Origin of the sequence: Vibrio sp. 1F169, from assembly GCF_041439605.1 — a bacterium.
GTDB lineage: Bacteria > Pseudomonadota > Gammaproteobacteria > Enterobacterales > Vibrionaceae > Vibrio > Vibrio tasmaniensis_A.
The window spans coordinates 37735-52186 of the sequence record NZ_JBGOOI010000020.1 but is presented as its reverse complement, the minus strand read 5'-3'; the positions used below and the strand labels follow the sequence as shown (position 1 = coordinate 52186).

The 14452-nt window shown below is 44.7% G+C and carries 14 protein-coding genes; 8 read left to right on the top strand and 6 right to left on the bottom strand.

The window, feature by feature from the left end:
- Positions 1-85 precede the first annotated feature (85 nt).
- From ACED53_RS10540 to ACED53_RS10515, 6 genes are all read left to right on the top strand, one after another.
- Positions 86-973: a LysR substrate-binding domain-containing protein gene (locus ACED53_RS10540; protein ID WP_009846429.1), complete on the top strand. Its 888-nt coding sequence runs from the start codon at positions 86-88 to the stop codon at positions 971-973.
- Between the two features lie 285 nt (positions 974-1258).
- A complete protein-coding gene (locus tag ACED53_RS10535; protein WP_012603658.1) occupies positions 1259-1507 on the top strand; it encodes a hypothetical protein in 249 nt (82 codons plus the stop codon).
- A gap of 161 nt (positions 1508-1668) precedes the next feature.
- The gene (locus ACED53_RS10530) at positions 1669-2271 is read left to right on the top strand and encodes a septation protein A (protein WP_017101043.1); all 603 of its coding nucleotides are present in this window, start codon (positions 1669-1671) and stop codon (positions 2269-2271) included.
- 195 nt (positions 2272-2466) lie between these two features.
- Positions 2467-2865, top strand: a complete 399-nt coding sequence (yciA, locus tag ACED53_RS10525; protein WP_009846426.1) for an acyl-CoA thioester hydrolase YciA — start codon at positions 2467-2469, stop codon at positions 2863-2865.
- A gap of 209 nt (positions 2866-3074) precedes the next feature.
- Positions 3075-3371: a YciI family protein gene (locus ACED53_RS10520; protein WP_012603655.1), complete on the top strand. Its 297-nt coding sequence runs from the start codon at positions 3075-3077 to the stop codon at positions 3369-3371.
- A gap of 1 nt (position 3372) precedes the next feature.
- Positions 3373-3771 carry a GspS/AspS pilotin family protein gene (locus ACED53_RS10515; protein WP_029223165.1) on the top strand — a complete coding sequence of 133 codons (399 nt, stop codon included), beginning with the start codon at positions 3373-3375 and terminating at the stop codon, positions 3769-3771.
- A 136-nt stretch (positions 3772-3907) separates the two neighbouring features.
- Here ACED53_RS10515 and metE read toward each other — a convergent pair whose 3' ends face one another.
- Positions 3908-6256, bottom strand: a complete 2349-nt coding sequence (metE, locus tag ACED53_RS10510) for a 5-methyltetrahydropteroyltriglutamate--homocysteine S-methyltransferase (protein WP_017101042.1) — start codon at positions 6254-6256, stop codon at positions 3908-3910.
- Positions 6257-6534: 278 nt separating this feature from the next.
- On the opposite strand from metE, the gene ACED53_RS10505 reads away from it, so the two are divergent.
- Positions 6535-7446, top strand: coding sequence for a LysR substrate-binding domain-containing protein (locus ACED53_RS10505; protein WP_017101041.1), 912 nt, complete (start codon positions 6535-6537; stop codon positions 7444-7446).
- A 156-nt stretch (positions 7447-7602) separates the two neighbouring features.
- Here the strand turns inward: ACED53_RS10505 and ACED53_RS10500 are convergent, their stop codons facing one another.
- Both ACED53_RS10500 and ACED53_RS10495 read right to left on the bottom strand, forming a co-directional pair.
- Positions 7603-7803: a DUF4250 domain-containing protein gene (locus ACED53_RS10500; protein ID WP_009846421.1), complete on the bottom strand. Its 201-nt coding sequence runs from the start codon at positions 7801-7803 to the stop codon at positions 7603-7605.
- A gap of 121 nt (positions 7804-7924) precedes the next feature.
- Positions 7925-8605, bottom strand: a complete 681-nt coding sequence (locus ACED53_RS10495) for a hypothetical protein (protein ID WP_009846420.1) — start codon at positions 8603-8605, stop codon at positions 7925-7927.
- Between the two features lie 330 nt (positions 8606-8935).
- On the opposite strand from ACED53_RS10495, the gene ACED53_RS10490 reads away from it, so the two are divergent.
- Positions 8936-11224 carry a YgiQ family radical SAM protein gene (locus ACED53_RS10490; protein WP_032499246.1) on the top strand — a complete coding sequence of 763 codons (2289 nt, stop codon included), beginning with the start codon at positions 8936-8938 and terminating at the stop codon, positions 11222-11224.
- A 177-nt stretch (positions 11225-11401) separates the two neighbouring features.
- On the opposite strand, the gene ACED53_RS10485 is transcribed toward ACED53_RS10490, so the two are convergent.
- Genes ACED53_RS10485 through ACED53_RS10475 form a run of 3 tightly spaced genes read right to left on the bottom strand, consistent with a single transcriptional unit; the run spans position 11402 to position 14356 of the window.
- Positions 11402-11866, bottom strand: a complete 465-nt coding sequence (locus tag ACED53_RS10485; RefSeq protein WP_017101039.1) for a GtrA family protein — start codon at positions 11864-11866, stop codon at positions 11402-11404.
- Positions 11853-13340 (bottom strand): glycosyltransferase family 39 protein, encoded by a 1488-nt coding sequence (locus ACED53_RS10480; RefSeq protein WP_017101038.1) that lies wholly within the window; start codon positions 13338-13340, stop codon positions 11853-11855. Before ACED53_RS10480 ends, ACED53_RS10485 begins: the two co-directional genes overlap by 14 nt.
- Positions 13337-14356: a glycosyltransferase family 2 protein gene (locus ACED53_RS10475; protein WP_017101037.1), complete on the bottom strand. Its 1020-nt coding sequence runs from the start codon at positions 14354-14356 to the stop codon at positions 13337-13339. Before ACED53_RS10475 ends, ACED53_RS10480 begins: the two co-directional genes overlap by 4 nt.
- Positions 14357-14452: the final 96 nt, after the last annotated feature.

The window sequence follows — 14452 nt, the reverse complement described above, 5'->3', positions numbered from 1 at the left end:
AGTATTTACATTTAAACAGAACACTATTGATAAATGAATCGAAATAATCACATAATAGTCATGACAAAAACTCATAGGTAAAGATATGAATCGCACACTTCCTTCAACCAAAACCTTGCTCGCGTTTTTGTCTACGGCAAGGCATCTCAACTTTACGCGAGCGGCACATGAGCTGAATGTTACGCAAGGTGCAGTGAGTCGTCAGGTATTGTCGTTTGAAGAAAGTCTCGGGTGCGATCTTTTCTACCGACATGCTCGCGGGTTGTCATTAACACCTAAGGGAGAAGAACTGGTTCCGCTGATTCAAGATACCATCCAACAACTGCAATCGGCGTTAAATCAAGTTGCCAGTTCTCCATCGAAGATCAAGCTCAACGCACCAAGTTGTATTACCTCTTGGCTGCTACCCAAGTTGATGTCTTTTCAGCAAGCCTATCCTGAAATTGATGTCGAACTCACGTCGACCATCAAGCACGTTTTTGAACCAAGCTTTGACCCGTTTGACGCCGTAATCACCTATGGTAAGAAGCCAAGCCAACAATCGATAGTGAGCCAGTTATTGTTCAACGAGCAACTGGCTCCGGTCTGCCAAGCGCAAAGCATTACGCAAAGCCATCTTGTAAGTAGCGCTTCTACTATCATCAAGCCACACAAGCTCGCTCAATACACTTGGTTACACGCCAACAATGAGCAGAGTGATTGGCGACTTTGGTTAGAGCACATAGGAAGTCATGACCTTTCAAGCAAGAACAACCAACAATTCGCGACGCTCGATCAAGCGATGAACGCCGCCATTCAAGGGTTTGGTATTGCCATAGGCGACATAACGCTGGCCAAGCAAGATATTGATTTGGGTAGATTGGTGAAAGTGAGTGAAGGCAGTGTCTTCTCTGGAAATGGTTACTTCTTACTGCAACCCAAGAATCGACAAAATACATCCTTATCTACGCTGGTTGATTGGCTCGTCGATTAGCGGCAATCATCGTTGGTAGGCCCCTTTATTAGCGGCAGTAGAGCGTCATAATGAGAATTTTACCGTTCTCAAAATGAAACTATTTTCCGGTAGCTACGTATTGGTGTTTAGAGTTTAGAACGGACGTTTCTTTAACTAGTTGAAAAGAAAATTAATTCAACTTTTTACGTCAGAAATTCTATCCCAATGGATAAAATGGCATTCGAATTGCTTTGTCATAGATAACCCAACCAATATACAGCAGGTTGCACCAATAACATTGCAGCTTGTCACGGAGGATAGGCTATGACCTTACAAAGACATACATATTACGGCTTAATTCACCATGGAATTAAAACCCTATTAATGGACAGAATTGGCCACTTCACAGAGCGTGAATATCACGAATACCTTGACCTAACGACCGGCAAATCGACATGTTTTGCCATGAGTGAACAAGAGCTCGAGAATACCTTAGACAGTTTAAAGAGCGAAGGTTACCTTGAAGACATCAAGAAGCTAATACCTCGCTATCAAACCACATCAATGCAATAACGTTCTTAATCTCGATTAGGCGCTTCAATCCTTTATTGGGGTTAAACTTGTCAAAACGGTTAGATGTAATTAATTGGCATCCAATTGTCTCGAGCTATTTAGCATCGAGACAGTTTTGGTTAGACTGTCTGCAACTCAACTAACTGGATAGTCAGTGCCACATGAAGCAAATTCTTGATTTCATTCCTCTCATTATTTTCTTTGCGCTTTACAAGATGTACGACATCTACACCGCTACAGGTGCATTGATTGTTGCTTCCGCAGTACAAATCATTTTGACGTACATCATCTACAAGAAAGTAGAGAAAATGCAGATCATCACATTCTTGATGGTTGCCGTATTTGGTGGCATGACCATCTTTTTGCATGATGACAACTTCATAAAATGGAAAGTGACCATCGTTTATGCGCTATTTGCTATCGGCCTTACAGTCAGTCACCTAATGGGAAAATCAGCGATTAAAGGCATGTTGGGTAAAGAGATCTCTCTTCCTGAAGCAGTATGGGGCAAGATCAACTGGGCTTGGACTCTGTTCTTCACATTGTGTGCGATCCTCAATGTTTACGTTGCTTTCAACCTGCCATTGGATGTGTGGGTCAACTTCAAAGTGTTTGGCTTACTAATCGCTACTTTTGCATTTACCTTGCTAACGGGCGTTTATATCTATAGACATTTACCAAAAGACACGCTTCCGTCAAAAGATCAAGAAACACAAGACGATAAGCAACAAGATCTCTCCGGTAAAAATACCGACGAGAAATAACCCTTGGGGATGAGTCCTCATCCCCTTTTTGATACAATTATTATCAATATGCGATTTAACAGTGGCCAATGATACTCGTGATCATTGGCCACTGATTGTTTGTGTTCGGTGAATACGTTAAAAATACGACCACCGCGAACCCCGCAAACACATCTATTTAAATTTAAAACAATCAATACCATTAAGAGTACAACAATGACTATTCAATCAACTTTGAACCCGATTGGTTCTTTACTTCTTCGCACTTTGGCGATGCCTTCTGATACCAATGCAGCAGGCCAGATTTTCGGTGGTTGGATAATGTCTCAGCTCGACCTTGCTGGCGGGATACTGGCGAAAGAGATCTCTAACGGCAAGATAGTCACCGTGTCAGTATCAAGCATCGAATTCAAACAGCCAGTGTCGGTTGGCGATGTGGTCTGTGTTTATGGCGACTGCACCAAGATTGGCCGTAGCTCGATGAATATCGACCTAGAGGTGTGGGTTAAGCCGGTACTTGATCACGGTATTGGCGATCGTTACAAGGTATGTGGCGCGACATTCAACTACGTTGCCGTGGACGAAAGCGGTAAACCTCGCTCAATCAACAAATAACGTTTTTCATTAAGCCATTAACGCAAATGGTCTTTAGTTTCAGCAAATGAAATTACTAAAGACCATACAACTCTCTCGTACCAATTCACCTCGCACCAATTCACAATTTCTTATCATTAACTCTTCCAATACCGATTAGTTCGCGTAAATTAGCCAGATAACTAATTTAATCGCTCTCATTCAGTGAAGTAACATAAGGATATCTCAACATGTGGTACGTGATTTTTTCTCAAGACGTCGAAAACTCATTAGAAAAACGCCTAAGTGTTCGCCCACAACATCTAGAACGCCTACAAACACTTCACGATGAAGGCCGACTGTTAACAGCAGGTCCAATGCCAGCAATTGACTCCGATAACCCTGGCGAAGCAGGCTTCACTGGTTCTACTGTTATTGCTGAATTCAACTCTTTGGAAGACGCACAAGCATGGGCTGATGCAGACCCGTACATCGCTGCTGGTGTCTACCAGAATGTAATTGTTAAACCATTCAAGAAAGTATTTTAACGTGAAAAAATGGATTATTGGGTCACTGGCTATTGCCCTACTCGCAGGCTGCAGCTCATCAAGTGAACAAGACAAACAAAGACAGTTAGAGATGATGGCTCACCATCGTGCGGGCGTTTTATCTGCCGGCCTACCTATTGAGTATGGTCCACTCTCTATCATGCGTGTGCTAGCAAAAAATACTGTCGTCGAAATCATGATGATCTACAACCAAGATGCAAAAGGTGCTAAGCCTTTAAACCAAGTTGTAGATATGAGTGTGAATAGCTACTGCACCAACTCTGAAGTAAGAGCTAACCTCGACATGGGCTTAGCTTACAACATCAAAATTCGCAATACTCGCGGACAACTGATGGTTGAAAAGCTGATCAGCAAAGAGACTTGCCAGAGCAGCAGCTAGATTCGAGATTCGAGATTCGAGATTCGAGATTCGAGATTCGAGATTCGAACAAGTATAAAACCAGAAGGCCTCGCAAATGCGAGGCCTTTTTTGTGGGTCATCGTGGAGTAGAGGGTCAATCAAATCTTAGACTGAATTATGCCTCAGCTGATTCCCACTCTTTACGCAGTGTCTTCGTCGCCGAAACTAAGTTAGTGAGTGCCGCTTCTGTCTCTGCCCAATTACGTGTCTTCAGCCCACAATCAGGGTTTGCCCATAAACGTTCTGCAGGTATTTTTTCTGCCGCTTTCTTAAGTAAATCAACAATCCACTCTTCTGAAGGGATGTTTGGCGAGTGAATATCATAAACGCCAGGTCCAATCGCATTCGGATAGTTAAACTCTTCAAACGCTTTCAGTAGTTCCATGTTCGAACGAGAAGTCTCAATGGTAATCACATCGGCATCTAGCGCGGCCACTGAATCAATGATCTCGTTGAACTCGCTGTAACACATGTGGGTATGAATCTGAGTTTCTGGTTTAGCACTCGCCGCTGAGATCTTAAAGGCATCCACTGCCCATTCTAAGTACTCTGCATGGTCGCGCTTTTTCAAAGGCAAACCTTCGCGAATAGCAGGCTCATCGATTTGAATAATGTTGATTCCTGCGTCTTGCAGATCAGACACCTCATCACGCAGCGCAAATGCCAGCTGGTTAGTGATCTCTTTACGCGAGATATCTTCACGTGGGAATGTCCAACATAAGATAGTCACTGGCCCTGTGAGCATGCCTTTCATCTGCTTTGAAGTTAGAGATTGAGCATAAGTCGACCACTCGACCGTCATTGGTTTTTCACGCTCAATATCCGCAACCACAATCGCCGGTTTCACGCAACGAGAGCCATAACTTTGTACCCAACCAAACTTAGTGGTTTGGAAGCCGGCTAGGTTTTCTGCAAAGTACTCCACCATGTCATTGCGTTCCGCCTCACCATGCACAAGCACATCCAAATCTAAGGCTTCTTGGCGCTTAACAGCATCAGCAATATGACCTTTCAATGCGGTTGTGTATTCCGCTTCATTCAGTTTGCCAGTTCGGTAAGCACTACGCTGAAGACGAATCTCTCCTGTCTGTGGGAACGAACCAATGGTTGTCGTTGGTAACAGCGGTAACCCGAGAACTTCAGACTGATGCGCTGCGCGCTCTGCGTATGGAGCACTGCGTTCTGCCAGTGCTTTGGTAATGGTATTGATACGAGCCTGAACTTGTGGCTTGTTCACATGAGTCGCGTTCTTACGGGCAACAATTGGTTGGCTGTAAGTCTCACACGCCAAAATGGCATTTTGATCGCCGTCTAACGCCGCACCCAACAAGCTCACCTCGGTGACTTTCTGTTTTGCGAAGGCAAACCAACTCTTCACTTCTTCGCTAAGCGTTTCTTCTAACTCCAAATCAACAGGACTATGCAGCAATGAACATGAACTTGCGATCCAAAGCTTATCTCCTAGTTTGTCTTTCACAGGTTGCAGTAACTCAAGCTGCGCGGCTAAGTCAGCTCGCCACACATTGCGTCCATTGATTGCACCCGCAGAAAGTACCCAATCTTCCGGTAACTTATTAACCACTTCATCGAGTTGCTGCGGTGCTGCTACTAAGTCGATATGTAAGCCGTTGATAGGCAGATCTACGATTTTATCTAATGTATCTGTGACCGAATCAAAGTAAGTGGTAAGTAGTAGTTTTACATCGCCTTGAATCACTTGGTAAGCCAGCTTGAATGAATCTACCCACTGATTATCAAGCTCCAAAGCCAGGATTGGCTCATCAATTTGGACCCACTCTACGCCAAGCTTTGAAAGCTTTGCCAAAATGGCTTGATACGCGGTAAGAAGGCGAGGAAGTAGAGATAAGCGGTCAAACCCATCTTCCACTTCTTTGCCTAGGTATAAGTAAGAGAGTGGCCCAAGGAGTACAGGCTTAACTTTGTGTCCTGCTTTAATCGCTTCATTCACTTCATCAAACAGTTGAGGCCAACTTACTTCAAAAGAGTCATCTTTGCTGAACTCAGGAACAATGTAGTGATAGTTAGTGTTGAACCACTTGGTCATGTCAGAAGCAGCTGAACTGTCTTTAGTGACATCATTCGACGTATGCGAACCACCGCAGCAAGTAGATTGAACTTGAGACTGACCACGACCAACGCGGAACAAGGTATCTAAATCTGGGAAGGCTTTTTCATCTTCTGATCCACCAGCATGGCGCTTGGGAACGTGGCCTAGAAGTAGAGTCGTAGTTAGTACATGGTCATACCATGCGAAGTCACCCGCAGTTGCAAAGCTTAGATTCGCGTCAGCTTGTACATTCCAGTTACGATTTCTTAATTCACTGCCGATCTGCTTAAGCTCAGATTGATCGATCTCACCGCGCCAGTACTTCTCGAGAGAGAATTTGAGTTCGCGTTTTTCACCGATACGTGGGTAGCCAAGAATATGCGTTGTTGTCGTCATGTGTGTGTTCCTTATTCGATAATTTTAATTTCCGGTCAGACTGCCTGTAATGATTGCATTTTTAACAAAGGCGTCTGGATGGCTAAACTATCTCCCTAATCTGAACGATGAACAAGGTCCAAATATTCATCTTGTTTATTAATAATTTTCATCTTTAATAATCTAACCGCTAATTTATTAAATCCATCTGGACATCCAGACGTTTACAAATGAAAGAAAACACCGTAGGGTGATTATTAAGAAATATTGAATTAGCTTAGGGAATATGAGGAATACTCATGATAGAGCTTAAACACCTTCGAACATTGACCACCTTGAGAGACAGCGGCTCGCTAACCGCGACTGCAACTTCTCTTCATCTGACTCAGTCGGCACTTTCTCACCAGTTGAAAGACCTTGAGGCTCGAATTGGCGGTCAGCTTTTTTTGCGTAAAACAAGGCCGGTTAAATTTACCTCGGAAGGCGAAATCTTGTTAAAACTGGCTGATGAGATACAGCCACAAATCGCCAAAGCTGAAAACGAACTCGCAAGCCTAAAAGAGGATGTGAATGGCCGATTGCACATGGCGATCGAGTGTCACTCATGCTTCCAATGGCTAATGCCCGCTTTGAAGGAATACCAAGTTGCTTGGCCAAGCGTGACCTTAGATTTCTCGTCAGGGTTTGGGTTCGAGCCTCTACCGGCATTGATGGCTGGAGAACTCGATTTGGTGATCACCTCTGATATACAGCCCCGTTCTGAAGTTCACTACGAACCGCTTTTCGATTTTGAGATGCGTTTGATCACCGCGATCAACTCTCCTTTAGCCGAAAAGCCGAGTATTGAACCGCAAGATCTTAGTGATATTACGATGCTCTCTTATCCGGTTCAAAAACAGCGTCTCGATGTAGTGAAACACTTTTTGCAACCAGCAGGCGTTGAACCAAAGAAATGGAAACAAGCAGACAACACATTGATGCTGGTGCAAATGGTATCGGCAGGCTTAGGGGTTGCTGCGTTGCCAAATTGGGCAATCAGTGAATTTTCGAGACAAGGGTTAATCGCCAGTAAACCATTGGGTAACGGGCTTTCAAGAAGGTTGTTCGCAGCGGTAAGAAACTCAGAAAAAGACAAACGTTACCTACAAGCTTTCTTTAGCACGGCAAGACAGCAAAGTAAGAGTCACCTAGATGGCATTGAGGTCGTTTAAGAGACTCGTTGTTGGGTTAGTTTATGCCTGCGTTGAACCTGATAGATATGCGCCAGAAACAAAAAAAGTCACAGATTATCTGTGACTTTTTTATTGCCAATACCGACAACAGGTAATGAGTGTTAATCCACGATAGAAGAAACTCTCATTGTGAGCTTATCTTGAGTAAGACTTGAACTGATTAGTCAGTGGGTCGTATTGATAGCCCAACATATCAAGCTTGCCCACGACACTTTCTATATCCATTTCATACATACTGATCAGCTCTTCAAAGCTATCGCATTCTAAGCGAAGTTTTTCATTCACGATTCCCAGCAAAATAATGCTATCGAAACCTTTGACGTTGCTTAAATCCATCCCGTACTCCTAACGAACACACCGACTAGATTTAAGTTTAGAACGCTTACCAACACCACGCTAAAAAACAGATCACACTTTTTCGATTCAACACCGAAAGGCTTGTGAGATCAGTAACCGCCTACATCGCCCAAACTGGCGTTAAACCAACAGCCGCCGCCAATAACATCAACAATGAAATAGTCAGCTGAAGCTTTTCAGGGGTTTTAACGAACAATAAATGCCAACACCACACCACGATAGCTGAGATTAGCAAAGCAAAGCTAAACAGCAGAGTTGAAATCATTGGCTCTAATTGCGCTTCAGACAGAGAGTAAACATTGATGACCGTCGCCAAAACCACCAACATCCCCGTCAGCACACCAACAACGGGCAGAACACGGTGAAAAGCCTGTAAGCGTGTTCTTGCAATCGTCAGCAGTAAATGACCAAACGCTGCCCCCAATAAAACCACGAGTAATAAAGTGCTAATAATACCGACTGTGGTTGCTTGCTCCGTCGCTTGTATAGCAACGTATGACAGTGCTAAACCACAAGCTAAATACATCACCCAAATAGGGCCAGAATCTCGAGTCTTCTTGGTTTGAACTTGAGAATAGAAATAAAAGATCGCGAACACGACAAGAAATGCTTCAATTCTTAATGAGGCAACGGCAAGCCAAAGCACGCCAATTGCAGGCAACATCTTGTGAATGCGGCCACGTTGTCCCGGGCAAATATCCCCTTTCACTAAGATGAGGGTTAAGATCAGTTGGGCTCCTAATAGCATCGGAGCAAATTGTACTAATAACGTTTCGACCATTGTGGATCTACTTCTTCAAACTTATTTTCGCGAATAATATCAAAAACTGGTGCGAACACTAATCAAAATCATAAATTAGAGACGAGATTCAAGGCTTCAACTATGCTGATGTATGGCTCTTCTGTCGCCATTTACCGTAAAAATACGAAAGACATCAAAACTAACAGGGGCATGTTCTACTGGCTAGTCTAGGCTCATGCCGCTATAATTCCCGCCTCAAAAATCAGAGGTTGAAATATGTACAGCGATATCACTCCTATTCACGAACACAAAAAATACTGGGCCGAGTGCTACGGAACTGCACCCTTTTTGCCTACCAGTAGAAAGGAGATGGATGCTCTTGGATGGGATAGCTGTGACATTATTATTGTAACTGGTGACGCTTATGTCGATCACCCGAGCTTTGGCATGGCTATCATTGGTCGCCTTCTTGAAGCTCAAGGATTCCGCGTGGGCATTATTGCGCAACCAAAGTGGGACAATAAAGACGCCTTCATGAAGCTAGGTAAACCTAACCTATTCTTCGGCATTACAGCGGGTAACATGGACTCCATGATCAACCGCTACACCTCTGATCGCAAATTACGTCACGATGATGCTTATACGCCAAACAACGAAGGTGGCAAGCGTCCTGACCGTGCAACTCTAGTTTATTCCCAACGTTGTCGCGAAGCCTACAAAGGCACGCCAATCGTTCTTGGTGGTATCGAAGCAAGTTTGCGCCGTGTTGCGCACTACGACTACTGGTCAGATAAAGTTCGTCGCTCTGTATTGTTTGACGCAAAAGCAGATATTCTTCTTTTTGGTAACGCTGAGCGTGCACTGGTTGAAGTGGCACACCGCATTGCCGATGGCGAAGACATGTCTACGCTGACCAATATCCGCGGTACTGCTATCAATCTTCCTGCTGCCCCAGAAGGCTTCAAGATCATTGACTCTTCTCGTATCGAAAAGCCGAACAAAGCGTACGTTCCGGTTAACCCTTACGAAGTTGAAACCCAGTGTGATACTAAGAAAGACGAAAAAGAAGAAGTAAAAGCGCAACCTATTACTATTCGTCCTTCTCGTCACGACGCAAAAACAACCGCGGTTCGTATCCCAGGTTACGAAAAGCTAAACAATGACCGTATTCTTTACGCTCACGCTAGCCGTATTCTGCACCTTGAGACAAACCCGTACTCAGGTCGTGCTCTGATTCAACGTCACGGTGATCGCGAACTTTGGGTTAACCAAGCGCCGATTCCATTGACCACAGAAGAGATGGACTACGTGTTTGGCCTTGCTTATAAACGTGTTCCGCACCCTATGTACGGCAAAGCGAAAATCCCTGCATACGACATGATCAAAACCTCGGTTAACATCATGCGTGGTTGTTTTGGTGGCTGTTCTTTCTGTTCAATCACAGAGCACGAAGGTCGTATCATTCAGAACCGTTCGAAAGAATCTATCTTGGATGAAATCGAAGACATTAAAGATAAAGTGCCGGGCTTCACAGGTACTATTTCTGATTTGGGCGGCCCAACGGCGAACATGTACCGTTTAGGTTGTTCAGATCCTAAAGCAGAAATTAACTGTCGTCGTCCATCATGCGTGTTCCCGAAAATCTGTGAAAAGCTAAACACAGACCATCAACACACCATCGACCTGTACCGCTCTGCGAGAAAAGTACCGGGCGTTAAGAAGATCATGATCGCTTCTGGTGTACGTTACGACTTAGCGATTGAATCTCCAGAATACGTTCGTGAGCTTGTGACTCACCACGTTGGTGGTTACTTGAAGATTGCTCCAGAGCATACTGAAAAAGGCCCACTGGATCTGATGATGAAGCCGGGTATGGGCACTTACGATCGTTTCAAAGAGATGTTCGAGAAATACAGCGCTGAAGCCGGTAAGAAACAGTACCTAATTCCTTACTTCATCTCTGCTCACCCGGGCACAGAAGATGAAGACATGCTTAACCTTGCAATGTGGCTGAAAAAGCACAACTACGAGTGTGACCAAGTACAGAACTTCTATCCATCGCCAATGTGTAATGCAACGTCGATGTACTACTCAGAGACCAACCCTCTGAAACGCGTGAAATATAAGAAGCGTGAAGATGTTCCTGTACCGAAAGGTGATCGTCAACGTCGTCTGCATAAAGCGCTGCTTCGTTACCACGATCCTGAAAACTGGAAGATCATCCGTGAAGCGCTGATCAGCATGGGTAAAAAACACCTAATTGGTGACAAAGCAAACTGTCTAGTACCAGAAGAAGATTTTGAAGCTCAGACACCGGCGCAGCGTCGTAAGTCTGGTCGTCACGGCTCACAGCGCTTTGCGACTAAGCACAGTAAGTCTCAACCAGGTCTTGGTGGCGAAAGCCCACGTAACCATTCTAAGCCTGGCGGCAATAAGCCTAAACCGGGTGGTAAGAAGCCAACAGGTAGCCAAAGCAACGGCAATCAGGGTAATGGTAATAAACCAGCGACTGGCTTCATCAAAAAAGCCCCTGCTAGTCAGCAATCTCAAGGCAATGGCGGCGGGAATGGCAAGCCAAACCGTAACAAAGCGGGTAATGGTCAAGGTGGTAAACCTGCGAGTAACGGCAAGAATCGCCAACGCGCAGCACAACGTTAAGATAGCGATCCATTGACTTCGCTATGGTAAAAACACGAAGCGCAGCTATTTAGCTGCGCTTTTTTGTGCCCGTTGCCAATGGCTAGCTCCTTAGCCACGTAGATGCTCTGATGTTCAGATGCTAAGATGCTAAGATGCTAAGATGCTAAGATGCTAACCAGGGGGTTACCTACTTATCTAACGCGTAAACACCCAATACTGGCTAAATAGGTAATTGGTGACCATTCCGGCCAGAGTCCCCACTGCCATTGCGATAAAAACAGCTCCGATAAAGGTAGGAAGCAATTCCGTCATCAGCTTAAAGCACAGCAAATTAGGTACCGCTGATACTGATGCGGTAAACATGAACTTTTGCCACTGAATCAGCTTCTCAGACCAATGACCTCGCCCTTTATATTCAAAAGTCAGTATACGATTACCCAACCATGTCGTCGTTGCAGCAGCAATAAAGGAGCTAATTCGCGCCATCATTAAAGGCAGCCCAACAACATAATGCAGCAATGCAAAAACCAAACAATCAACAAAAAACCCACCAACACCAACCACAGCAAATCGAACCATCTTGTGGTGGGACTGTAGTCTTTGGCTATGTGATTGAAGCTTGTCATTGAACATTCGTAGCCTTGAGTTAACGCTGAACATCATTTTCACTTTCAATATGATTCAACGAAAAATTTGGTGTGTTGCTCTGGTGATGGCAGCTGAACAAAGCACGCTTTATTTTCACCGTTGGCTCTAGAATGCACGTTAATGCGTTCTCTTTAATCTTGGTTTCCACTTCAGATCTTTTACCAATCAGATAGAACTTATCAATGCCATCTATCTGCTCGATATCGAGAAGTCTTTTCGCTTGACCATGACTGTAAAATTGCCCAGAGAATGGTCGTTTACCCACGTAAAAGCTTGGCGCAGAATCCGTAATCTGTTCGAAAATAATACGGTCACTTTTCTCGTTCGCCTTTCCGAGATTCAGGTAGACCATCGCAATCATTAGCAACACAGGTAGAACCAAAGCCACGCTCGAGAACCACTTCTTATCTTTTTCCACTACGAGTATAGCAATCAAAAAGCCAAGGGCCGGAATACCTGGCAGGACGTAAGCTGGGAGAATATTGCCCGCCATAGTGAAAAGAATCAGAGGTGAAATCAACCAACAGACAAGAAATGAAAACAAGCCGCGATTTTCAGTATTAATTTCTGCAATTTTCTTGCGACGAGCGAAAGTTAAAATAGGTAATACAATCGACCACGGCGCAGCGGCCTGAATCCAAAATACCCAGATCATGCCTCTGGTTTCATCATGAGCAGAACCGTATAAATCGCCCTCCCAACCACTCACAACAAAACGCTTAAAGTGTTCGCCAACAATAAAATAATCAATAAAGCCCGGAGTAGCCATTTCAGCCATAATGTACCAAGGCAAGGCAATCGCCAGCATGACACCTAAACCAGACAACAGTGGAAAGCGTTGCCACAACACTTTAAAAGCCCCCAAAATACCATGTTGTAATAGCAACCAAGGGAATACTGCGATACCCATGATCACAATCGCAACAGGACCTTTTGCAAGCAAGCCCAACGCCAAGCCTACAAATCCAACGTAACCCCAGGTTTTGTTGGTTCTCTCACTTCCTTCGCCTTTACAGTCTTCTCCACCGAGCCAACATAAGTAAAAGCCCAGCATCGCGATGGTCATGGCTAACGTTAACGCCATGTCGGTCATCACAGCACCCGCGGCGATAGAGAAAATCCCACATGTTGCCAATACAACAGCCGCCACTAAGGCACTTTGTCCCGTACGCTTCGCCAGATACGCGACCAATAGAATCGTCGCGAAACCTGCTAACCAATGCGGAGCACGCACAGCAAACTCACTCAAGCCGAACAACTCAATACCAGCAGCACTCATCCATGTGAACAACGGTGGCTTACCCCAAAAAGGAATACCGTAATCAAACTGAGGGGTTAACCAATTGCCAGTTTCTACCATCAAGCGAGCCATTTCTCCATAGCGAGCTTCAGTGGTGTCCATTAACGGATAAGTCGCCAAAGATAAAAGCCTTAAAACTAGTGCAAAAGCCAACAAATACCATAGATGCGTTCTGTTCAAACTCATGCTGATTCCTCTAATTTAAAATGTGTTTTCAATGCGGGTGTATCAACGACCGATTGGATCAGATAAAGAGGGCGATTCTTGGTTTCGATGAAAATACGACCTATGTACTCCCCCATTAAACCAATACTCAACAGTTGGATTCCGCCAAGTGCAAGTTGCACGACCATCATTGACGGATAACCCGTAATTGGCTCACCAAACATCATGGTTTTGAACACGATGAAGACGCCATACACGAAAGCAGTAAGCGCCACTAATCCACCAACTGCCGTCGCAATACGCAGTGGGCGGATAGAGAATGATGTGATGCCATCCATCGCCAATCCGATGAGTTTCAGATAGTTCCACTTGGTCTCGCCACAGAAGCGAGCATCACGCTTAAATTGGAGTGTCGCTTGTCGGAAACCCGGCCATGAAAAAATGCCTTTCATGTAGCGGTTACGTTCTGGAAGCTGATTGATATGGTCGACAACCTCGCGGCTTAACAGTCGAAAATCACCCACATTCTCAGGAACATCAATCTTCGCAGCCACGTTCATGACTTTGTAAAAGCTCGCTGCTGAAAACTTCTTAAACCATGTTTCACCATCACGCTGGCTGCGCTGCATATTGACGACGTCATAACCTTCGCGCCACTTGGCAATCATTTGCGGGATAAGCTCAGGTGGATCTTGTAAGTCAGCGTCTAGCAAAATCACCGCTTGTCCACGACAGTGCTCAAGGCCTGCGCTCATCGCTGATTCTTTGCCAAAATTACGGCTTAAACCGATAACAGAAATTGAGCTATTGATTGAAGTGAATGAACTCACCAACTCCAAGCTGTTATCTTTGCTGCCATCATCGACATAAACGATTTCACTGGTGATGGGTAAGCTATCCAGCACCTTGGTAAGGCGAGAGTGGAACTCTTCCAATACCTCTTGTTCATCGTAAAAAGGCACAATGATAGACAGAGAAACCGCAGGGTTGATCTGCGATGTAGATATCTTAGGGCGGCTTATATGAAGTTCAGACATAATACGTTCTTCTATTTTTTAATCTGAATCCAATCTACCCTCCCATAAGTGAAAGTTATGTTATTGACATATTTTTCACGCTCACTCAGGATAATG

Coding starts and splice junctions, on each gene's coding strand:
- ACED53_RS10500 (WP_009846421.1), bottom strand. CDS start 7,803: ATGGATTTAAGCAACGTCAAAGGTTTCGATAGCATTATTTTGCTGGGA.
- ACED53_RS10495 (WP_009846420.1), bottom strand. CDS start 8,605: ATGGTCGAAACGTTATTAGTACAATTTGCTCCGATGCTATTAGGAGCC.
- yciA (WP_009846426.1), top strand. CDS start 2,467: ATGACTATTCAATCAACTTTGAACCCGATTGGTTCTTTACTTCTTCGC.
- ACED53_RS10540 (WP_009846429.1), top strand. CDS start 86: ATGAATCGCACACTTCCTTCAACCAAAACCTTGCTCGCGTTTTTGTCT.
- ACED53_RS10520 (WP_012603655.1), top strand. CDS start 3,075: ATGTGGTACGTGATTTTTTCTCAAGACGTCGAAAACTCATTAGAAAAA.
- ACED53_RS10530 (WP_017101043.1), top strand. CDS start 1,669: ATGAAGCAAATTCTTGATTTCATTCCTCTCATTATTTTCTTTGCGCTT.
- ACED53_RS10485 (WP_017101039.1), bottom strand. CDS start 11,866: ATGTTCAGCGTTAACTCAAGGCTACGAATGTTCAATGACAAGCTTCAA.
- ACED53_RS10480 (WP_017101038.1), bottom strand. CDS start 13,340: ATGAGTTTGAACAGAACGCATCTATGGTATTTGTTGGCTTTTGCACTA.
- ACED53_RS10535 (WP_012603658.1), top strand. CDS start 1,259: ATGACCTTACAAAGACATACATATTACGGCTTAATTCACCATGGAATT.
- ACED53_RS10505 (WP_017101041.1), top strand. CDS start 6,535: ATGATAGAGCTTAAACACCTTCGAACATTGACCACCTTGAGAGACAGC.
- metE (WP_017101042.1), bottom strand. CDS start 6,256: ATGACGACAACAACGCATATTCTTGGCTACCCACGTATCGGTGAAAAA.
- ACED53_RS10490 (WP_032499246.1), top strand. CDS start 8,936: ATGGATGCTCTTGGATGGGATAGCTGTGACATTATTATTGTAACTGGT.
- ACED53_RS10475 (WP_017101037.1), bottom strand. CDS start 14,356: ATGTCTGAACTTCATATAAGCCGCCCTAAGATATCTACATCGCAGATC.